The 21,184-nt window shown below is 42.6% G+C and carries 16 protein-coding genes and 1 pseudogene; 6 read left to right on the top strand and 11 right to left on the bottom strand.

The window, feature by feature from the left end; genetic code table 11:
• Positions 1-66: 66 nt before the first annotated feature.
• Complete coding sequence (locus tag AC1RM2_RS22110) at positions 67-606, bottom strand: hypothetical protein (protein ID WP_492987337.1); 540 nt, start codon at positions 604-606, stop codon at positions 67-69.
• A gap of 956 nt (positions 607-1,562) precedes the next feature.
• On the opposite strand from AC1RM2_RS22110, the gene AC1RM2_RS22105 reads away from it, so the two are divergent.
• Positions 1,563-2,999 (top strand): hypothetical protein, encoded by a 1,437-nt coding sequence (locus AC1RM2_RS22105; protein ID WP_492987336.1) that lies wholly within the window; start codon positions 1,563-1,565, stop codon positions 2,997-2,999.
• Positions 3,000-3,389: 390 nt separating this feature from the next.
• Here the strand turns inward: AC1RM2_RS22105 and AC1RM2_RS22100 are convergent, their stop codons facing one another.
• From AC1RM2_RS22100 to AC1RM2_RS22070, 7 genes are all read right to left on the bottom strand, one after another.
• The gene (locus AC1RM2_RS22100) at positions 3,390-4,556 is read right to left on the bottom strand and encodes a Wadjet anti-phage system protein JetD domain-containing protein (RefSeq protein ID WP_492987334.1); all 1,167 of its coding nucleotides are present in this window, start codon (positions 4,554-4,556) and stop codon (positions 3,390-3,392) included.
• Positions 4,557-7,961 (bottom strand): ATP-binding protein, encoded by a 3,405-nt coding sequence (locus AC1RM2_RS22095; RefSeq protein ID WP_492987333.1) that lies wholly within the window; start codon positions 7,959-7,961, stop codon positions 4,557-4,559.
• Between the two features lie 9 nt (positions 7,962-7,970).
• Positions 7,971-8,537, bottom strand: a complete 567-nt coding sequence (locus AC1RM2_RS22090) for a DUF4194 domain-containing protein (protein ID WP_492987332.1) — start codon at positions 8,535-8,537, stop codon at positions 7,971-7,973.
• Positions 8,538-8,539: 2 nt separating this feature from the next.
• Positions 8,540-9,964, bottom strand: coding sequence for a DUF3375 domain-containing protein (locus tag AC1RM2_RS22085; protein ID WP_492987331.1), 1,425 nt, complete (start codon positions 9,962-9,964; stop codon positions 8,540-8,542).
• Between the two features lie 254 nt (positions 9,965-10,218).
• Positions 10,219-11,028 carry an ImmA/IrrE family metallo-endopeptidase gene (locus AC1RM2_RS22080; RefSeq protein WP_492987330.1) on the bottom strand — a complete coding sequence of 270 codons (810 nt, stop codon included), beginning with the start codon at positions 11,026-11,028 and terminating at the stop codon, positions 10,219-10,221.
• Entirely contained in the window at positions 10,997-11,353 is a 357-nt protein-coding gene (locus tag AC1RM2_RS22075; RefSeq protein WP_492987329.1) for a hypothetical protein, read from the bottom strand. Before AC1RM2_RS22075 ends, AC1RM2_RS22080 begins: the two co-directional genes overlap by 32 nt.
• The gene (locus AC1RM2_RS22070) at positions 11,340-12,005 is read right to left on the bottom strand and encodes an RNA polymerase sigma factor (protein WP_492987328.1); all 666 of its coding nucleotides are present in this window, start codon (positions 12,003-12,005) and stop codon (positions 11,340-11,342) included. Before AC1RM2_RS22070 ends, AC1RM2_RS22075 begins: the two co-directional genes overlap by 14 nt.
• Before the next feature lie 140 nt (positions 12,006-12,145).
• Between AC1RM2_RS22070 and AC1RM2_RS22065 the strand changes: the two genes are divergently transcribed.
• From AC1RM2_RS22065 to AC1RM2_RS22045, 5 genes and pseudogenes are all read left to right on the top strand, one after another.
• Positions 12,146-13,192 carry a CBASS oligonucleotide cyclase gene (locus tag AC1RM2_RS22065; RefSeq protein WP_492987327.1) on the top strand — a complete coding sequence of 349 codons (1,047 nt, stop codon included), beginning with the start codon at positions 12,146-12,148 and terminating at the stop codon, positions 13,190-13,192.
• Position 13,193: 1 nt separating this feature from the next.
• Positions 13,194-13,679, top strand: coding sequence for an HORMA-1 domain-containing protein (locus tag AC1RM2_RS22060; RefSeq protein ID WP_492987326.1), 486 nt, complete (start codon positions 13,194-13,196; stop codon positions 13,677-13,679).
• Positions 13,673-14,578: an AAA family ATPase gene (locus tag AC1RM2_RS22055; RefSeq protein ID WP_492987325.1), complete on the top strand. Its 906-nt coding sequence runs from the start codon at positions 13,673-13,675 to the stop codon at positions 14,576-14,578. The genes AC1RM2_RS22060 and AC1RM2_RS22055 overlap by 7 nt, the downstream gene beginning before the upstream one ends.
• A complete protein-coding gene (locus AC1RM2_RS22050; RefSeq protein ID WP_492987324.1) occupies positions 14,575-16,332 on the top strand; it encodes an SAVED domain-containing protein in 1,758 nt (585 codons plus the stop codon). Before AC1RM2_RS22055 ends, AC1RM2_RS22050 begins: the two co-directional genes overlap by 4 nt.
• 511 nt (positions 16,333-16,843) lie before the next feature.
• Positions 16,844-17,269: pseudogene (locus AC1RM2_RS22045) on the top strand (DUF8757 domain-containing protein); the annotation flags it as partial.
• 9 nt (positions 17,270-17,278) lie between these two features.
• Here AC1RM2_RS22045 and mobC read toward each other — a convergent pair.
• The 3 genes from mobC to AC1RM2_RS22030 form a co-directional block, all read right to left on the bottom strand.
• Positions 17,279-19,258: a conjugal transfer protein MobC gene (gene mobC, locus AC1RM2_RS22040; protein ID WP_492987323.1), complete on the bottom strand. Its 1,980-nt coding sequence runs from the start codon at positions 19,256-19,258 to the stop codon at positions 17,279-17,281.
• A gap of 143 nt (positions 19,259-19,401) precedes the next feature.
• Positions 19,402-20,700 carry a relaxase/mobilization nuclease domain-containing protein gene (locus AC1RM2_RS22035; RefSeq protein WP_492987322.1) on the bottom strand — a complete coding sequence of 433 codons (1,299 nt, stop codon included), beginning with the start codon at positions 20,698-20,700 and terminating at the stop codon, positions 19,402-19,404.
• Positions 20,688-21,077, bottom strand: coding sequence for a plasmid mobilization protein (locus AC1RM2_RS22030; RefSeq protein WP_492987321.1), 390 nt, complete (start codon positions 21,075-21,077; stop codon positions 20,688-20,690). Before AC1RM2_RS22030 ends, AC1RM2_RS22035 begins: the two co-directional genes overlap by 13 nt.
• Positions 21,078-21,184: the final 107 nt, after the last annotated feature.

Raw genomic sequence — 21,184 nt, 5'->3', positions numbered from 1 at the left:
CGAATATTTTAGGTAAAATTTCGGGCATCCACGGATCGTCGCGTTGGAACCATAGAGAACGAGTTCTTAAAGTAATGCCTGCACTAGCTGTAACTGCAAAGTCGGAACAATTATGGGAATATGCGTCACTTTTAAATGCAAGGACACCCGCAAACGGTGTTTTCCGTCCTGCGGGTCATTCCGAGCATTTAGCGGATTAAAGAAGATCATTGGCGGGATCAATTCCTGCCTGTTCTTCCAATGCTGTAACACCCGGCAGAACTTGATGTAAGTGAAGTCAGCACGACCTGCGATCCGCATGGTGCTGACGGCGCGTGCCCTGTCCGGGTCGAAAGAAGCGAAGAGCCTGGAGAGTTCAACGTTCTGGATCAGCGTAATTCCTGCGTTCATAAAATCCGCAACGATCTGGTCGGGTTGAAGGCCCAGGTCGATTTCAGAAACATCCTGATGCCATAGCGGGGTGAGGTGATCCAGCCCGCCTGCCCTAAATTCTTTGGCGAGTTCGACACACGCTGCGTTTTCTTTTATTCGGTTTTCCTGGTCTAGTATATAGGCCAATATATCATCGTTCGCCATATCGTAAAAATGCACAAAAAAGGCCGCCATCGTTGGCCGCCATTTATCGCAAAGTCCATTATTTGCTGTAAATTATTGGGCTCGGTTTTCCTTTATGTTACTGTAAGCGGATCTCATTCGAGTAAAATAGCTTTGCATACGTTATATTTATTCGATAATGGGAAATATAACTATAAACGGTTCCGGGGAATTGATGGCGCACATGCAGTCGAATTTTCCTAAACGGCTCCAGGGATATAATGCAGAACATGATGTTCAGCCGCATGTTATCGTAAAGAAGGTGTTCAAGGACTATACCTTTACGGGTAGTTTCAGCTTTCTCTTTAAGAATTGCAAGTTTGTCGGCTGTACGTTCGAGAATGTTTGGGGTTTCTTTTTCATGTTTAACGATTGCGTGTTTGAAAGGTGTTCATTCATTAATTCGCGGTTTTCTCATTTTGAAGAAGAATGGAAGGGCCTGGAATTTAAAAAATGCCATTTCAAGGCGGTCCAACTAGATGAAGGGACATTTTTCAATGTATTTTTTGATGATTGTAACTTCGAGATGTTCAACATGATGGACTTCTATAGCATCGAAAATGCATGGTTCACCAACTGTAATTTTATTACTTCTCAATTCCATTCGTTGAATTATTATAACAACGAGGTTTTTACACCATTTGAATATCCCGACCTTTGCTTTGATCACTGTTCGATAGATAATAGCTGCTTCTCAAGTGTTGATCTGAGAAGCAGCATATTCATTAACAGCATAATTTATGACACGGCGTTCGTGGATTGTCGTTTGAAGGAGGACGTGAAAAGTATCTTCAGGACATCAAATTACCTATAACGGAGTTCGAGAAGCTTCCCCTAAGGGCTAGTTAATAAGGTACAGTGATTTAGGAAAAATATAAGCAATTGGAAGCTTTACAGAAAAATGTTTTTGTTTCAGTTTGCTTTTCATTATCAGTAACTTAGATTTCATAGCATATATTTTTGGAGTCATGAATAGATACCGTTTTTTATTAAGCCTAGTCTTATCACTATTATCATTTTCAAATGCGACTTCCGCTCAATCCGTCCAACACGGAAATGATAGTTTGGTTTTTCAGTTTGATCAAAATAAAAATTTTAGGAATAGCATTAAAGATGTTCGAAAAACTATAGTCATAAACCAAAAGCGGTTCGATTCACCTATAGTTTTTGAAAAAACCGTTGATATTAATGGCGGAAAATATCCGGAAAACGTTTTATTTTATAATGTTCATTTTGAAGATTCCGTTTCTTTTAGTTTTTCGAGGTTTCAAAAAGCGGTTACTTTTCAAAACGATTATTTTGAACGTAAAGCAGGCCTTGACCATTTGATGTGTCAGGAGATGGTATCTTTCGAAGCAACAAAGTTTAAAAGTGGGGCAAATTTAAGCTTTGCAGTGTTTCCCAAGATCGCCAATTTTTACTACACGGATTTTCAGGGTATCGTTGACTTTTCCAACTCTATAATTTCAGATTCTACAACATTTTATTTTAATCACTCCTTGCTCCCTGCATTGATAGGCTTTTCCGCTAATACCGGATTTCATCATATCGTTGATTTTACTACAGCCAATTTTGATCGAAATAATTTTTATTTAAACTCGATGCGTAATTGGCATTATATTAATTTATACGATTCAGATATTTCAGAAATCAAAATCGATTATCAGCATTTTAGATTATGTTTCTTCTCGGATCAACTTGATGTTGCTAAACTTGTGGGAATTAAATTCAAACAAACTCAGGATTCTATATCAATTGGAAATAAGACATATTTTGTAACAGACTACGAGCAAATATTTACAATAAGTACAATAAAAAACTACTTGAGGCAGATTTTCCCTACTGCTGAACTCAATGATAGGGTTGTTGAGGTTTTCTTTAAAAACTGTACCGACAATCGATTCTTTCCAACACCCTTATCACGTGATGCGATCATCTCAACCTATGAAAAAGTATTAAAGAATTTCGATTCTGAAGGACAAAAAATTAGTTACGAAACCTTGGATATCGAGTATCGTGATTATAAAAATGATTGGTTTATTGTGCCTCATATCTGGAACTGCTACGGTTATCATAAAGAATGGATATTTATATGGAGCTTGGGATTTCTTATCTTATTTAGCGCTATAAGTTACATGCTATTTGAAAAATTAAATGGGCAAAACAAAAACGACGGCGTTTATCATTTGGCCAATGTACCGACAATTCTGGTCGCTACGAGCCCGCTAATGGTATTTAAAAAAATTTGGTATGCTCTGATGTATACATCAACAATTTTTTTCTTAATTAATCTTAAGACAGATAAGCTAAATTTCAAGAAGCCTTTGGTTGCTTACATTCTGTTGATGTATTCTGTCGGCCTTCTATGTCTCGGCTACATGGCCAATTTTGTTTTACAAAAATAATCCTCGACAAATTGTCAACTCTAATATTGAGTAACTGAAATGACGTAAATAATTTGTAGGTGTTTCGTCTGTGAGCTAGATAATTAAAGATAATTGCCTGACACTATCGAGCAGGCGGTTCGATATCAGTCCTGTTGGGTCCACCTCAGAATCAGGCAGTTACATTAGATCGCGACTACCTTTCTTTTTTCTGTTAACGTATTGTTAACGGTTTTTAGCTTGACTTTGGCTTATGTAAATATACAAAATTTCAAAGCCTTCACAAAGCAATCGTTAGCAATATCTAAAAATGCGGTGGTCTAGTCCGCAATCAATCCTGCCTCACGACGCTATCATGTATGTTTTTTTTCGGTAAAGATCCGCTGCCCTGCGCATAAAATTGATGATACGCTAAGTAATCATCTTTCTTAATTGATCAACAACATACAAATGGGGTATCTTTTCCTGTTCCAATCTATTTTGTTTAGGCTGCCCTTTAAGAAAGGTATAGAGTTCAGCCTCATCCACACTAAGGTAGCTTAGTTGTTCAGCAGGATTGAACTTACCTTGTACCGTATATCCCTTAAAATTATCATAGGTCGCCCGGTCCATCATGACGCTTTGCGTATGCGGGAAATAGCTTCTTAACTGATGTAATATCTGAAAACCGTGCTCATCAATGTCCCCCCAATAGTAGATGTGTTTGTTATTTAGCCAGCTAGCGTTTTTAAGATAACCTATATTAAACCCGCCGCCGCTCCATAAAGCAATTGACGAGGATAGTTGAGGCAGGGAAAGAAAATTCATCTTGTTTTCCGCAATGACCACATTAGTGCAAGCCCAGTTTGTCTTTTCAAAATCCGATAGACGTATGCTGATATCTGCAATATTACTGTGAATGAAAAGCTGTTCATCCAATATTCGTGCACGAACCAGGGGTTCGTCGTGTTTCAAAAAGTAGCGTTCCGCCGTTCGCTTTTGTCCCGGGTCGCGGATGTGATCGGCAATCAAAAAGTCAAGCAACGATTGCAGAAGAGTACTATTTTCTTCAATAAATTTGGTGTGTACCAAAATGGGCAATTGCCGCAAATACAGATCAGGCCTGGGGGTTGCCAGAAAATACTGACAAACTTCAATAATGCCATGCCAATCCTTATCCGGAACAGTTAGAGACAAAATATTTTCCGTTAGCCAATCCTCCAATTCTGGAAATCTTTCTGACAGAAATAGGTGGTTTGTCAAAAACAGGTTCCACTCTTTCTTTTTACCTATAAAAGAAATATAATCGTCCGCAGTTTCAAACTCAATACTGTCCGGCAAGTCATGTGCGCCGCTTCTACGAAAATTTCGGCCTGCCGTTTTGATGCTATAGCCGATACCTGTTTGATTCTTTGAAGCTTTATAAAGCAATTCTATTTCTTGTTGCAGAATTTCGAATTGACGGGTGATCTGCCCAGGCTTTACTTTTCCGATCCGGTCTATTTGCTTCGGAAAAAAAGTCGCTTTAGCGATATAGCTTTGCAAAAATGGCCTCCACCACTTTAAGGCTTGCTGCTTTATTTCTTCCGGGCTGATCATCTAAGACTCTTGATTAGCTAAAGGTTGAAACAAACTGTTATGTTTTGCCTTTTCCAACAGGTATTCCTCTTTGGTAAAGTTGCTGACTTGCGAGTTGTTGCCGTCCTTGTTGCTGATAAAGTGAAAAGAATTGGCATGACTTTCAATAATGTGTATTTTTTGTAGTGGAGTTACAATGAGTAATTGCAGGTTCAATTTCTTGAAAAGCTCCAGGCCGTAGCGCGTGCTTTCATCACTGCCTCTTCCAAAAGCCTCATCAATAACCACAAATCGGAAGCTCCGGCTCTTGCTTTCTCCGAATTGCAACCCGAACTGATAAGCCAAGGCGCTGGCTAATATCGTATATGCCAACTTTTCCTTCTGACCACCGCTTTTGCCGCCTGAACCTTCGTAAAACTCTTTCTCGGTATCATCTTCAAGATATTTTTCACTAGCGTTAAACTCGAACCACTCTCTTACATCGGTGACCATACTGGTCCAGTCTTTATCGCTGCCATCGGCACTTGCAAAACGGTCCAAAATCCGTTTTACCTGTTCGTATTTATCTTCGGTGTAAAGATCCGCATTGCTACTGAAGGAATGGATATAGCATTTCTTCAGTTCCTCTTTAAATAAACGGACGTCCTTGTTAGGCGTACTGTCCATCAAGATCTCAATATAAGTTCCCTGCGCTGTATTATAAACGATTTCCCGGAGGTGCTGGTTGATGGTTTTTATTTTTAACCTGATGTCTTTTTCATGCTTTTCTAACTGGCTGTCAAAAACGGCGATGCTGTTAATTGTGTTTTTATTCAATTCTTCCTTAAACCTGTCTTCGTGACGTTTTAGATCTTCAGACACTAGTTTTTCGAATTTTCCGATATACTCTGCACGGGCTTCGATGCTCTCGCCGATTTCACTATACTCCGCTTTGGAATGTTCCTTAATTTCGCGCATCCTTCTTTCAATGCCAGAACGCAGCGTACTCAACTTATGACGTAGCTTTTTCAATTCTCCCGTGTCGCCTTCGAAAATCTTTTTGAATTGATCCTGCTGCTTATCAATAGTCGACAAACGCAAAGCTTTATCTACGAGTTTTGCTTCAATGACCGGAAAATAAAGTTCCCGTTGCCGGGTTTCAAGTAGACTGATAATTTCGTCGGTATCCTGTAATGTCCTTTCATGACTTTTGATGACTTCCTGCAGCCTTCCAATTTCCTGGTTCTTATCTGTTTCTTTTTGTTTGACCTGGTCTATCAGGGTGATTACTTCGTCTTTCTTTTGTTGAAGGAGGGCTAGCGTGTTGTTATTGTTCAGCAATTCGTAACGTTCTTCTTCCAACTGGTGTATTTTTAATGCAGAGTACTGCCAATTGATGCGACTGTACTCTTTTAGAAAAAGCAGTTGATTGATCACCGCCTTCAAATCGGAGGATTCCTGTTGTGCTTTTTCGATGACAGACTTCTGGGATCTAAGCGAATGGATTTCGCGCTCCAGGTCACCTATCACATCTTCCAGCGCCTTAATCTTTTCCACATTGCTCCAACCTAAAATATAATTTCGGCGGTCATTGATCCTGCTCCGGTCGTCTTTGGTATGCCTTATTTTCCCGCTTTTGATTAATCCCTGCTGGGTAATGCCATAAGGCACATGCTGTAATTCGGTAACGTCTACGCAGATAAAATCCCCGAACATCCTGTGCAAATAATTTTCCAGCCAGTCGTAAAATGCGGTGTCGGGTTTGATATCAACTTTAAAGACGATGCTGCTGTTATCTAGCTGCCTGGTTACCCTATTGAAGCTTTCGATGTCGGCCTCGAGGTAAGTCAGCTTGATGCCCCGGCCATCCCGGCTTCGCAAAAAATTATCATTTACATATTTACTGGTACTCCGATAATGCTGTTTAGGTACAAGCAAACTGATACCTGTTTCGTGTAACAATTTCTCGATAGCTCCTTCCCATTCCCCTTCCTGTTCATTGACCTGTAAAAGTTCACCTACAAAAGGAAGCTCTTCTTCGCTGATTCTTAGATCTTCGCACAGTTGTGTTCTGAAGCCCACAAGCCATCCGGGAATTTGTGTTTGTCTGGCTTTCAGAGATTGTAGTTCTTTTTGCTCCGCCTGCAAATCAGTGTCCTGCTTGCGTAATTCGCTCATGACATTATCTCTTTGCTGCTGGAGCTCGGCTTCCCTTTTTTCACCTGATTCCTGCATTGCCCTTGCCTGCCGAATATTATCCTGAAAATCTTTTTCGTCAAGTACTGTGCCTAAGCCGCATTGGTTGGCCAACCTTGCGTAGTCGTCAAAATCATTTTTACGGTCGACTTTTTCCTTTTCTAACTGCTTGATTTCAGTAGCTATTTGTTCCAGCCGCTTGCCGCCATTATTATCAATGTCCTGCAAAATTCCCAGTTTCCGGTTTTCTAATTCCTCCTTTTCCTGGGCCAATATCTTTTGCATTCGTGTGGCTTTTTGCAATTCCTCACCCTTTTCTTCGATTGCTACCTTCAGTAGCCCTTGCTTCTGCAAGGCAAACCACGCTGGTATCACTTCCAGCATCGCTTCAATATTTTCGATCTCCCTGTTGACATTGCCGTATTCGATAGATGATTCCGTCAGTGGCTTTAATATCTGAAATTGCTCTCTTGAATTGACAACCGCGGCATGTGCTTTGTTCAGGTCATCAAACCGTTTCAGCAATGCTGCGATCTGTTCTTTGACGTCGGTTCGTTCCAGCATTTGTTCCCGGACAAAATCAGTCAGGCTGCTCACTGATTTCATGGATACCGTCTGATAAAAAAGGTCTATCGCCTTATCGCTGTTCATACCGAAGAGACGCCGAAAATGCTCACTGTACTTGCTGAAATTATCATCGAATAATTGAATGCCTTCTGTATTGCGCAGTCTTTTGCGGAGATCAGTTATATCCGTAAAGCCGCTAAAATGACGGGCAATCGTTAAGGGCAGCGTCCCGATAATCAGTAATTTCTCTACTTTACCTTCTTTACCTATCCAGAACACCTGGGACAAACATATGTTTTCATCATAGCCGCTATTGTAGAAATTACCGGTGATTACGGTATAGGTATTATCATCCGGGCGCAAATAAATGCGCTTGGCCACCTTGGTGATTTCTTCTTTCTCCTTTTTATATTCCCCCTTTACATAGCTTAGTAAATTGCGCTCTTTCCCCTCGGCACCGGCAGCTTTATTAAAAACAATCTTGTTGTGTGGCACCAACAGGCATGTCAGCGCATCGACCAAAGTGGACTTCCCGGAACCGATATCACCTGTGAGCAAAGCATTGTATCCCCCAGGATGAATTTGCCAGCGTACCCTGTTAAAAGTCCCCCAGTTCAGCACTTCCAGATATTGGAGGCGAAAACCAGCGATGTTTGAAGCGGTATCTGCTATTAATTCTTCCATGGATGCCGTTTAATCTGTTATATTTTTTTCTGCCGCATACGCTTGCAGCTTTTTAAGCGTGTCATCGATCACTTCTGCATTGACAAAACCCTTGATGATCCGGTGTATTTCATAATTATTGCTGTTGTCATCCAGCTTTCTTAAAAAACCGATATCGATCACTTTATTGATCGTTGTGATGATGCGTTCCTGCTGCCGGGCCTCATCTGAAACGGTGGGCAGGAATAATTTTGTTCGATTAATAATTTCCTGCTGGGTGATGATTGCCCGCACCATACCTCCCTGGGCATCGTGTTCCAGCAAATATTTTCGTAGAACAATACATAACAAGGAAGCAAAAAAGTTTAACTGCCGTTTTTCTGCCATCCTTGGAATTTCCGATTCCTCGTCTTGCTCTTTTTGCTGTAGATAAGCATAGCCCTCGCTTTTATCGAGATACAACTCCAGGCCGATGGTGGAAAAATACTTCTTTACATCATTTTCATACTGCAGCAGACCTTCCCATGCATCTTTTTGATGATCATACAAAATACCTTTGAGCAAGGCTACCAGGCTTAGCGAATATTCACGTATCATGATTATCGGTTAAAAATAATTAAAGGCGCCTCTAACTGGTATTCCGTACCCGCATCCTTATTCTGCACGATTAATTTTTCTATATGCTCGTTGTTAACCAAATGCCTGCTGTCGGCGGATGCAATTTGCATATAGCCCAGAACTTCAGCGACGCCCTTGGTAGGCACGTAATAGCTTAAAATTTCTGTCAAGGAAACTTGTGACTTGTTACGCAACAACGACTGAACATTATTGCGTAACAATTCGATATCTACGTAAAATTGTTCAAACAGGGCATTGGTATTTGCGTCAGCAGTACCTTCTTCGACCAAGGTTTGCTCGAAAATAATTTTCACGGGCGGTTTAAACAAAGGCCGCTGCATCAGGAAGTTCGGCCGGAATAAACCATCGACCTCCATTAAAACCTGCTGCGGCTCCAGTTGATCCCGATGCCTAATCAATAGCTGTTCGATAGCTTCTATACTTTGGAGGATATGCTTACTCTCGGAAAGATTTTTTTGTTCCACATATTTCCGCAACTGTTCAATTAGTCCATCGTTGCTCCGGTTAACCTTATCCCCTGCGTCCACCAGGTTGGTTTTGATTCGGTCAACAATCTGTTCCTTTTTAACCTGCCTGATCGCAGGGATATTATTCAGCTTTCCGATAAGCTCTTCTAATTCCTGCTGCATACCTTCGCTCATTAAAAATTCCCAGAATGCCTTAAAGCTTTTTCCCTGGTCTGTATTCCAGAGATGGTTTTGTTGCTCAAAAATATCATCCAGCAGGATACCTTTTGACAGGTTGCTCTTAATGATGGTTTGCCGGGTATTAATGTCTAGTTCCCTAAAATTTTCTTCGACCTGCCTGAAATCAGCCAGCAAGTGTTTCGCTGTTTCCTCGGCAAGGAAATAATCTTCTTTGAGTTGGGTATCGCTGGGCTGCACATAATTTCCTTTTTTGATCTTTTCAATTTCTATGTCCAGCTTTTTTCGCTCTTCCTGCAATTGCTGTATCCGGTCATACGGCCCGGCAGTCCTGTTAACAATTTGCTGCAATAAAGCAAAGAATTGCAACAATCGGCTGTGCGTTCCAATAAATTGTTGTTTATTCAGGTCATCCAGCCATTTCAGCGCATTCTCTGTAGCGGGGGAGAGTTCAAATACAGGTTCATCTTCCGTTTCGTAATACCTCCGGAGAAAACCTTGTTGGGCCCATTTTTGGAGGTAATCCAGCGGCGGTTGCGGATAATCAGTTATTCCCTGCCGTTCCAATGAAAAGAGGAAATCTCCTAATAAACCAGCCAAACCGGATTGCAGGTAAGAAATTTTATCCTGTTGTTTAAAAGCCAAATGAAAAAAACTGATCAATAATGGAAAATGATCCGCCCGCAGGATCTGCAGCGTTTTATCATTTTGATATAGAGCCAATGCTTTTTCGTAAGTCATACGGGCAGCCAGGTAGTGAATAAATTGTTTTGGTAAAACTCGGTATTTTTTTCTATCAGTAAAAGCCTGATGAGCAGACGTATTTGCATGTTATCCTTGGTTATAGGTTATTCAATAATACATAAAATATATGATATTATAATTTGTCTCATTTCAGGCATAAAACAAATAACACACTGTTTGAAAATGATAAGCCGTCCACATCATTCCTAAAACTGATGATTACGTCAAATAATGAAATAGGACGGAGTTATTTATTTAAACCAAAGTAAACTGATTACATAACCGTAGCTATCTGAATAATAACATTGCTCATTCATTTTACGATTAGCCCGGTTGTCATTTGGGAAGGGATAAAACCAATCATCTGGATTAACTTCTTCTATCGAGGTGAATTTACTATCCAACTTGGTAAAGAATTCACCGGCAACTGTTGTGGGTGGTAATTTATTGCCCACTCTAAATCTAAAAGGCCACTTTGGAAATGGCTCATTCTGCGCATACCATAATACGTTATTTTCTCTGGAAACTACAATCATCAACTCATGGACACACAATTCAATATATCTCAACACAGCTGCTAAAACACTGGCTTGGAAATGCTCAGACACCGCCAATATTTTTTGCAGCGAGAACTTCATGTTGATATTCAGGTTCTTCATTTTATCATGCGGCATTAACAAACAAGCTGCAAAATAATCCGCTTCAAGTTCTATGGGGTCTTTTTGATTTAATTCATGTTTGGAGCCGTGGGATTCTAAAAAGCCATATTTTAAACCGATCCGGTGCTCATCTAAAAAATAATGTGCTAATTCATGGCTGAGGGTAAAGCGCCCCCGCTTATAGGCTAAGTTATTTCCGCGATCAATATTAACGTGAATATTAAAATCAAGTTCATTGTACGTCAGCATGCCATCAAAATAATCTTCATAATGATCGACATGGCAGATTAAATCTTCGGAACCTAAAACATCCTCCAGCAATGTTTTTTTTCCATCAGTATACTCTGTAGCCAGGTAGCTGGTAAACTCATTAATTTTCTTCTTTCTGATCGGAAGCATCATCTTTCTTTTTAGCCTCGTTCTTTTTTATTTTGTCAATAATATTTGGCGGTAGTTGTTCGGATTTTCCAAAACGCGCAACCATTTTGTATTGCCTGATACTGGCAATGTTGTCCTGATCAAACATCGGTTTGATGGTTAATGAGCGTGTGTTACCTGATAAAATCCTTTCAATGCTGATATCATAATCCATCACCCCATTTTCCACGTCCGGATAAAGCTTGTTGAATCTTTCCAACTCAACTTCGTTTGAAGGGAAAAGAAATCCTGTGGAAGCAAGCCATTCAGTTATATTTTCCATGTTGATAATTTCTTTATTTGTTGCCATACAGTTTTAGGTAGGTTGCAATTTCTGCTTTTGCTTCTTTTTTATAAACCCTTATCGAATTTTGTGTCAATTCCAGTTCATCTCGCAATGCTTGCAGTAATGGCCGTGGGAGTTTTAATCCCTTTTTTTCATAAGCATGGTAAGTGAGGTAAACGACCTTGTGTTTTTCAGTCAGTCTTGCCAATGCGCCAGCCAATACTTCATATGCCTTGCGGATATCCTTTAATTTTTCTTTAGGGTAGTCCATGTTTTCCAGGTCAGGATAATCCACCTGAACTTCCTCTTCACCCGTGTATGGGCTCGGTTTATCGGCCGTTTTTTTGTAATCTGCCAGTAAGCGCTGTGCGATCTTATAAATGTAAAAGAGCACGCATTTGTCAAGGTTACTGGTTTTGCACTTCTCTGCCTCGAATGAGTAGGGTCGGGACCAAAAACGCTCGAATGCCTGTTCGGCGATAACATCACCTACATCTTTATCATAGCCCCAGTTGATAGCGACAACTCTTGCCTTTTTTCCGATATCTTCCTTAAACCTAAAAAAAAGCGATGTATAGGCGGCCTTTGCATCCTCCTTATAGGCTTCCTGATCTTTCCAGGATATATAAGTTAGCAGATCTTCGGTAGAAGTGTGCTCATATTGCTTCCAGTTCATAATTGGTTATATCTGTAATACGGAAAACCGTTAGTAACGCTTTTCGTATCAATTTCATCCCCGGTAAACTAAGACACCTAACGGTTTCGGTAGTGAGGGTAATTAAATGATAAGATAAAGTTTTTTATAAATATAAGCATATGAGTGAATTAAATACAAAAACAGTATTGCAGTCCCGGATGGAATGTTTTACCAAATGGATTGCTCCTGATCCTGATAAAAAGAAGGAGATTTTTGCTAAGGCGGATGAAATAAGACAATATATCAAGCAAACAGCAGAAGAAGACGGGTTGACGGTAAAATCGATGCCGATAGCAGGGTCATCGGCCAAGGGGAATGGATTAAGGCGGCACTACCGCGGCCATTCCGAAGTGGATGGCTGGGATATCGATATTCCAATTGTGGTTAAAATCGATGAAGAAACAGATTTGTTAAATAGCTTATTGGACAAATTTGAGCAGTATGCCCTGAAATCATACCCTAATACCACGATCGAAAAGACGAAGAGCTCGATTAAGCTGCACTTTTCTAAAAAAGGGTCCTTTGACTTAGTGCCCATGCTAGCCACTGATAAATCTGACGAGCAAATTCTCGTTCGCCGTGACGGCGAGCGGATATCAACCTCGGTGCAAAAACATAATGAATTTGTAAAAGGGCGAACCAAGAAAAGCCGAGCGATTGATGGTGTAGTTAAATTTAATCAATGCATCCAACTATTAAAATGGTGGAAGGAGTTTCAGGCTGACAATTCATATTACCTCGGGTATAACGATACCACTAAAATAAACAATGTACCGCCATCCATTCTGATGGATCTTCTTTGTGCTTTGGCATTCGATAAACTCGGTGTTCAAAAAACTTATGCAGAAACCATGGCTAAATGGTGCGGGTACCTGGCCCATATCGTAAGGAACAGGGTGCCTGTGTTTTTTACCGACTATTATGCTACCCCTGATATCACCAAGGTAGCTGTTTGGACGGTACTTGATCCGGTTAATCCCGAAAACAATATTGTAAAAAAATGGGATAGCACTAAAGTGAATGAGCTGGCTGAATGGTTCGAAAATGCCAGGGATAACTGGAATCGCATTATCCACTTTGATGAGGATGGTGATGATTGCAAGGCATTAGAAATATTAACTGAATTGTTTGGAAATCCTTTTAAAAACCATTGCGGAGACGAATAAGATGATACAGAGTTTTACAAATAGCGGATCAGACACTTATAGTGAGGCCCGCGCAAATTATATTGTTGGAAAAGTTTATGAAAATACGCTTAACTTAATGAACACAGGGCTCATCTCCAAAATAAGAGCGGATGGTATCCGCCGGGACATTTTGTACTTATTGGGTAAAAAAGCGCTAAATTGGTTTGAACTTCAATTTCATAAGCCTGATGGAACTAAGGGCGGTATTCATTATCAACTGAAAGCAGACGGTAGCATCTATACGGATGAGCCGGCAGGCGGCCTGGACTTTTGGGGGCTTCCGTCAAAGACAACCGTTAAATTACTGATTGACCTTGACAGATCTTCGCCGCATATTGCCGAAGTTGATGCACAGATTACGGCCTGGGGATGGGGAACCGGTAACGCACTTCAAGGTACCATAGAATATCACAAATCTTTTAGCAAAGAGGGCTTCGGCCTGCAACAATCTTTATACAAATGGTAAATACAGCACTTGCGTTAGTAGAGTATAAGCATCCTGATCAACAGGCAGAACGGGAATACGGCTTATTAGTTGGAATTGATGAGCAAAAGAGCGAGCTGCTTAAAACGCTATCATTAATATTAGACCCCGGACGTGTTACTGCCTGGCAAAAGAAATATTACAAACACGGCCTGGGCATTCTCTCTCATATTGAAAACGGGTCACCATTGATCATGCTGTCAGGCGAAGTTGGCTGTGGTAAGACCGCATTAGCACAAACCATTGGGACTCCGCTTGCTTTAGCGCTTGGGCATCCGGTGAAGGTCTTTGAAACGCCATCAAATATTCGTGGCGGCGGTATGGTCGGAGAACTTTCAAACCGGGTAACTGATGCATTTGAATCAGCCAAGGCGAAGCTGAAAGACGGAGAAACAGGCATCCTGATTATTGACGAGGCGGATGATCTTGCAACAAGCAGATCGCAAAACCAGGCGCATCATGAAGATCGCGCTGGACTGAACGTATTAATTAAGCAAATTGACGGCATCAAAAAAAGCAAGAAGAACCTTGCCGTAATTATGATTACCAACCGTATCAATGTGTTAGATCCTGCGGTTAGGAGGAGGACAGCGCTTCAGCTTAACTTTGAGCGCCCAACGGGTAAAAAACTCGAAGCTGTTATAGATATGCTTTTTAAAGGGGTGGTACACACAAAACAGGATTTGAAAAAGCTGTTAGATTTTATCGATACCAAAACAGTCCCTTACAGTTTCTCCGATTTAATACAACGTGTTGGTAAGCAAGCGGTATATTATGCCATAGATCATGATAAACCGTTTGATGCAGATTTGTATTATCAGATACTCAGCATCACCGAACCCACACCATTGATTATAGCATCTAAAATTGAAGAATTATGAGTAGTACGCCCAAAGGCTTAATTATTATCAAGCACGAGTTTTTTCAGCCAATAACAAACGAAGAGTGTATTGTAGCCCTCCCTGAAAATTGGAAAAACCTCGACCGGCATTTTATATCGGTTGCTCCAACTGCGTTAAGGCTTGAAAATTTATACGACACCGATCAGGTGCAAATCGCCATGAACCAGCGAAAATTCTTTTTAGACGGCGTTGAACCGAAGCTGAGATCAAGTGCGGGTTATAAAGTATTGTATTTTGGTCTTGCTCCTATACCATTGGCGATCGACCTTGGATATCAGTTTCATAATTTTAGGGATATTGAGGTATTTCAATTGCATCATGTAGAAAAAACATGGTACCAAACAAGCGATCATATTGCCACAGAGACTTTTGAGCTACAGGTAAACGGAGAACTTAATCCCAAACAAAAGGGTATTACGGAAGTGATGTTGAGATTGAGTATTTCTCATCGTGTTAAAAGCCCCGATACCAATGGCGTAATAGAAAATGCGGCGGAGATAGATATTGAATTGTCGCAGCCTAATGAAGACAGCCTGGATAATAAAGAAAAGATAAACGAAATCGCTGAGGCATTTAAAAATGTACTGGATAATGTTTCGGATAACGAGAGTATGATACCAGTCATACATTTATTTGCGTCTGTTCCGACTGGCTTGGCGTTTTTAGCGGGGACTAAAATAAGTCCCAATATCCATCCATTAATTCAAACCTATCAATACGATGCGACCAAAGAGCCGCGCTATACAAAATCGGTCTTAATCAAGGGTGAAGCGCGTAGCGAGGTGCAGTGGACCGATGAGGAATTGGTTGAGGGTATGCGCCTGCGGCAACTTGCTGCGGACCAATTAAACACCCACATAAAAGATTTTTTGAATAAAAATAAAAGCGATTCTCGTGGCCGGGCCTGGTACTTAGGTTTGATCCCGGAGCTCGATGATAAGCTCATGGCTGATAAATTCTGGACAAATCTGCCGCCGATTAGCGATACAACGCTCAAGGATGATGCAATTGATCCTCACTCCGATTCCATTACAGATGGGTTCACCTGGAAAAATAACCGCTGGTATCTTAATAATGTTTTTTTTGTCTCCTTAGGTAAGCGGCTCGTTGAAGACGCCAAACTTCAAAAAGCCTATCGCTTATTTTTATTCCATGAGGGCTTACATTATTACCGGCATAAATTAACCTCGTCAACTGTCAACAACATTGGCAGCTTTCCTAAAGTTTTAGAAACGGCAGACTATCAAGCGGATGTGTACGGCCTATTGAATGATTATGGATTTTCAGTTAAGGCTGATCTGGTCGTTTCTCCGGTTAAACAATTCTTTTTAGACAGCATTGATGTTGCTACGGAAACCATGTGGGCTTTTGATGATAATGGCGTTAATTTAGAGGAAATTCAGATCAGAAGGGTTAACCGTTACCTCATGTGGTATTGGCAATATGTGATGATTGAGAAATTTGGCACCGACTTGAACGAAATCGTAAAAGTGTTGGAAGATAAGCCGGTTATAGAAATTAACGGATTAAAAACCAAAGAATTAAATAATAGGTTTTATTTCGACTTAAATAGTAAAAATTCACCCCACCTAGAAATTGCGATCTTTAAAAACAATGAGGTTTATCGCCATGGAAGCGCTTCGAATTTGCCGATTGAAAGCTTAGTCGAAGGGTTTAAAAAAATGAATGGCGATCTGATCAAAGAAGTATTAAGGGGATTCAGAGATGCCTAAGTGTTTAATTCAGTTTGATATAATGTTTATTAATGTGATGCTGTGCGGAGAATGATGCCCAGATAGTCCGCAAAATTGCGGACTATCTTTATACTATGCGGAGAATAATATACATATTTACCGCACAATTTCGGAGAATATGTATATACATCAATTAAAAGGATGGCCTTCGTTCACTTGGGACTCCGAGGCGATATTGGGCCGCCTGGGTTGACGGTGTAATCGGAACGTATAAATTCACCTGGATCGAATTAAGCCTGCGCCGCAGAACAGAAGACCTCAGACCGGAAAGCCATTCGCCTTTGAATTACAACTTTTCGGACATGACGGCTCGGGAGAGTATCGATATCAAAGGTGGTACGAAGGCGAAGCAGGAAGCTTGGAAATCCCGGATTGCGTTTTGTACCAAAAAGGTGTATAGAGATATGGCCTTGTTGATCGACGACAGTAAGGCACCGACCAACGTTTCGCTTGCCACATTTAAGCCGACGCGGCTAATCGGTTTCGAGTTGAAGCCGACGATAGGGAGTGGAAGCTGGAATGGAAGGATCAGTTGAATCAGTTGGAGCTGTTTATGACCAACGGAACGAATAGCGAGCCACGTAAGCTAATTGCAAAACTTCCCTATAAATTCTTTTACAAGTTTGAGGATATCAATGGACGCGTCTCGCGTTTAATGATCGAAGATTGGGAAATCGGCCAATTGTATTTTAACTGCGTAAGAACAGCCGCCAATGAACAGAAAGCCCTCGCAAAAGTAAAAGAAAAATATTGGCATTATTTTATTACACGTAACCTTTACTTCTTTTTGGGGACAACGAAAGAATGGCATACCCGCCATTCTAAAAATCCTTTCGTAATTATTGGCGTTTTCTACCCTCCGGTCATACCAATAGATAATTATCCTAAAGAAAGCCAACTCAAATTAGCTTTGTAAAAGGCATCACTACTTTTTAATTACCAGATGCGCCAGCGCCGGATCACTCAACAACCGCTCCATTTCCAGTTCGATGATATCCCGGATATCCTGTTTGATCTGTAAATAATTCCGCTCGACAATTGCACTGCTGATCTTCCGAACCTCCGGTAATGGCACGTAGGCATCGATCTCTTTTTTCAACGCCGCATGGTCATTGACGATCTCGCAGTGAAAGGCTTTTAGCTCAATCTTTTCATCCGGGTTATCGGCTACCATGCCCACAAACTCGCCGGAGCTCAATGCGGAGATACGCGATGCCGGTACCGCGGCTTCGAGTTGTTTAGACCGGCTGATCGAAGTATCCGTACGGTTGATAGATAAACTTTCCCTGTCCTGCATGATCCGGCCGATCTTTTCAGAAACGTATTTTGCCGTATCGCCCGATACCTGGCCGACCGCCATGTTACCCGTAATATTCATGATCACGTCCGCCTGTTCCCTGCCGTAATCTTTGCGTAACTGGCTGGCATCCTGGATGCCCAAACAGGTCGAAATTAAATTGGATCTCCCTGTAGATATGGTAGGTATGATGTCCGTAGTGAGCGTTGGGAACTCATCTAAAACCAGGCTGCACTTCAGCTTATTCTTCTGGTTAATGATTTTTAGCAGCCGGTTGGTAAACAGCGAAAGCACTGCCCCATAGATCTGGATCTTCTGCGGGTTATTGCCCATACAAACGATCTTCGGTTCCTTTGGGTTGTTGATATCCAGCGTAAATTCATTACCCGACAGCACATAATATAATTGCGGCGAGGCAATGCGCGCCATCGTGATCTTGGCCGAAGCGATCTGCCCTTCCAGCTGCTCCACCGCATCCCGCATAAAGGCACTCACGAAGGGGTTGATCAGCACATCGATTTCCTGCTGGGTGCGCAGGATGGTAAACAGCTTATCGTATTCCACCTGCATCAGCTCGATCACATGCGGCAGCGTGCAGAACTCCCCCTCGTTATACCTGCGCAGATACCAGATGATCGCCGTCAGAAAGTTGATCGGGCTTTCCACGAAGAAATCACCCTGGCGCTTGATCCATTCCCGGTTCAGGCCTAACAAAATCGTCCTCGCCGATTCCACCGCATCCGTCAGGTCCAGCATGGCTGAAGGGTCTAAAGGGTTACAGCGGCTGCTCCGCGACAGGTCATCAAAATTGATCGAAAAGAATTTGGGCGCAACCTGGTAATTGCCCTTATACTTCAGCCACGTATTATAGGCGATGACCGCCAGGTCCGGCATTTTAAAGTCATAGACAAACATCGCAAAGCCCTTGCGGATATGCTGCGTGATCACATGCCGGATGACGAAATAACTCTTGCCCGAACCCGGCGAACCCAGCACCAAAAGCGCCCGGAACATATTGATATAGTTGACATAAGAATTGCGGACCTTACCCTTCAGCACATAGCGCGCCGGCAGGTTCACCGAATACTCATTCTCCAGCAGCCGCTCCTCCTGCGGAAAGGTCTCCTGGTCGCGGTTAAAAATATCACCGCCCAGCTTATCCCGGATGATCCGCGACACCATCGTCCCGCCGGTTAAAAACAACAAATAGCCCAGCCCCGTAAGCCCCATGTACAAAGAGGCTATCAACTGCATTCCTCCCCTCACCAGCAAAATAAAATAGCTGGCGAGGAAAAAAAGCAACCCTGTTAGGAGGTAAAGCAGCGCCGTTTTAAAATGCTGCTGCTCATCCTTCTTCCCCTTAACCCCGATCAGCGCAATGACCAGGAAACCCAAAGCGATCAGCTTCGGCTTATAAAAATTGCTGAACAGCCCCGTCCGCACGATATTACCCAGCAACTTGTCCGATATTGGCGCCACCAAATGCCAGCCCGCAAAAGCCCCGTAACATTCCTTGTAAAAATGTATCCCCAAAACCGCTATACTGATCAGCCTGGTCATATCCAGGATCTTGCGCATCGCCTGATCGTTCTCCCCAGTCGTTGACATAAACCACCCTCAGCCCCCTCTAAATGACGAAGCCTTCATGAGCCCCGCCAAATTTGAATTGTTTGCAAATAATCTCTCCTTGAAGAGGAAACTTCTTAATCATCCACAGTCTTTTTTTTCTGCTCACCAGCCGACTTCAAAGCCTACTCCGGCGACAGCCGCCTCCGCTTCTTTTTCCTCTTCGTCCGCTTCAATTGCCAGTCCATCGTTTCAGGCTGATACCCCGGATCGAGCAAGGTCTCCATTAATCCCATGCCCGATATAACATCCCCCTCAGCCACAAAATTTTGACCCCCGTTTACGATCCGCGACCCCTCGTTGGCCGCCCTGCCCTGCCCCATTTTTTCCGCCTCGCCGGTTTGCTTTTCCCCCTCACCTGCCCCAAGGTTTGCACAGCGCTCCAGGACGGCCCTGGCACTGTATCCTTTCCCCAGTTCACTGCCGTTAAAAACCGCTTTATGGTATCTACGATGGTCAACATAAGTGATCCCATAAATCACCCCGTCTTTATTCTGCCGGATCACCACGTCAATGCCCTGTTTTTTCAACGCCGATATAAACCCCGTCAAATCCGCTTTGCCATGCAACAACGCCAGATCGATGACCGGCCTTAAACCTGACCGCAGCGCTTCTTTCCGCACTGCCTTTTCCGTAAACAAGTCGCGCAGCTTTTTCAAAGTCGGCTTACTATAAAAAAGACTGGCTTTGACCGGCGTACCCACCTTATTGCCCTGCTCATCCAACACCCGGAACACCAGGCCGTCATGCTGTTTGACCCGGCTGCCTTCACCTCCTGTATCAGCGGTAATATGGTACAAGCCCAGCACCGCGTTCAATTCCGGAAGGGAACTAAACTGGTACTCCGAAAGCACCTTATGCAGCACATTACCGATAGCCCTTTTGGTTTCCGTTTTACCATAATCTACCTTGGCTGTATTGACCGGTTTCATCCCGCAAACTTCCTGCTGCTTTTTGCCGGTAGCTTCCACCAGGCCGAACATTTTTTCAATCTCCAGCCGGGCTTTTTTAGACTTCACTTTGGCCAGATTATGCAGTGTGATCGCCTTGCCATCCGGCTTAATATTCGTTGTCACCAAATGCACGTGCGGGTGCCCCGCATCCATATGTTTGTAGAGCAAATAAGGCTGTTCGCCAAACCCGATCTTCTCCAGATAAACCGCCGCAATCTTCCGCAAACGCTCATCTGAAAGCTGCTCCGAAGGATCAAAATTTAAAGAGATATGCAGCGTGTTTACTTTCGTCGCCTGGTTCAGTTCCATCAGCTTTTCAAACCGCCGCAGCTTCTCAAAAAAGTTGAGCTCAGCCGCCGCTTTGATAAAGCCAGCAGCCTCCAGACAAACTGCTTTACCCTCCTTTAATTTGTGCTCGTTATAGTTCAGGATATTGCGAAAAGACTTGCTCCCATGGACTACTGCAACCATCGTTCTTCCACCTTTGAAAGCTGCTCCTTTATGGCAGATAGCTGCCCGAACAACACCTCCTTATCGCGCTCCCAAGCCAGCAGCCAACGCTGCATCTGGGGCAAATAATCCAGCGTATGTAAACGGTGCGTAGCCTGGTTAAAATTCACACCGACAGCGTTCAGTTCTTTCTTCAATAAAACCAGCTCCGCCACAAAATCATCCAGCGAAACATTGCGCGTTTTCACCGTCACCACCTTCCCAAACAGCACACGCCGCACATATTCACTCAGCTTCTTCACCGTGCTTTTTTGCCAGCGGCTCTCCAAAACCCCATACTCATCGCCTGTCAACCGCAGGCCGATGATCCGTATCCTGCCTGTTTTCTTTTCTTCCATCGCCACATCCTCCACCTATTCAAAACATCAAAAAACAACCTCTCCGAAGCCAGGATCCCGGAAGCGCAGCGCTTTCCCCAACGCTCCCGACTTCGGAGGGAGCGTTG

Source organism: Mucilaginibacter sp. GW822-FHT03E02 (assembly GCF_058801545.1).
The sequence above is the reverse complement of the archived record's forward strand: the minus strand, read 5'-3'. Positions and strand labels throughout refer to the sequence as shown.

Coding starts and splice junctions, on each gene's coding strand:
- AC1RM2_RS22035 (WP_492987322.1), bottom strand. CDS start 20,700: ATGGTTGCAGTAGTCCATGGGAGCAAGTCTTTTCGCAATATCCTGAAC.
- AC1RM2_RS22055 (WP_492987325.1), top strand. CDS start 13,673: ATGGTAAATACAGCACTTGCGTTAGTAGAGTATAAGCATCCTGATCAA.
- mobC (WP_492987323.1), bottom strand. CDS start 19,258: ATGTCAACGACTGGGGAGAACGATCAGGCGATGCGCAAGATCCTGGAT.
- AC1RM2_RS22085 (WP_492987331.1), bottom strand. CDS start 9,964: ATGACTTACGAAAAAGCATTGGCTCTATATCAAAATGATAAAACGCTG.
- AC1RM2_RS22065 (WP_492987327.1), top strand. CDS start 12,146: ATGAGTGAATTAAATACAAAAACAGTATTGCAGTCCCGGATGGAATGT.
- AC1RM2_RS22050 (WP_492987324.1), top strand. CDS start 14,575: ATGAGTAGTACGCCCAAAGGCTTAATTATTATCAAGCACGAGTTTTTT.
- AC1RM2_RS22060 (WP_492987326.1), top strand. CDS start 13,194: ATGATACAGAGTTTTACAAATAGCGGATCAGACACTTATAGTGAGGCC.
- AC1RM2_RS22095 (WP_492987333.1), bottom strand. CDS start 7,961: ATGGAAGAATTAATAGCAGATACCGCTTCAAACATCGCTGGTTTTCGC.
- AC1RM2_RS22080 (WP_492987330.1), bottom strand. CDS start 11,028: ATGATGCTTCCGATCAGAAAGAAGAAAATTAATGAGTTTACCAGCTAC.
- AC1RM2_RS22100 (WP_492987334.1), bottom strand. CDS start 4,556: ATGATCAGCCCGGAAGAAATAAAGCAGCAAGCCTTAAAGTGGTGGAGG.
- AC1RM2_RS22070 (WP_492987328.1), bottom strand. CDS start 12,005: ATGAACTGGAAGCAATATGAGCACACTTCTACCGAAGATCTGCTAACT.
- AC1RM2_RS22090 (WP_492987332.1), bottom strand. CDS start 8,537: ATGATACGTGAATATTCGCTAAGCCTGGTAGCCTTGCTCAAAGGTATT.
- AC1RM2_RS22030 (WP_492987321.1), bottom strand. CDS start 21,077: ATGGAAGAAAAGAAAACAGGCAGGATACGGATCATCGGCCTGCGGTTG.
- AC1RM2_RS22110 (WP_492987337.1), bottom strand. CDS start 606: ATGGCGGCCTTTTTTGTGCATTTTTACGATATGGCGAACGATGATATA.
- AC1RM2_RS22075 (WP_492987329.1), bottom strand. CDS start 11,353: ATGGCAACAAATAAAGAAATTATCAACATGGAAAATATAACTGAATGG.
- AC1RM2_RS22105 (WP_492987336.1), top strand. CDS start 1,563: ATGAATAGATACCGTTTTTTATTAAGCCTAGTCTTATCACTATTATCA.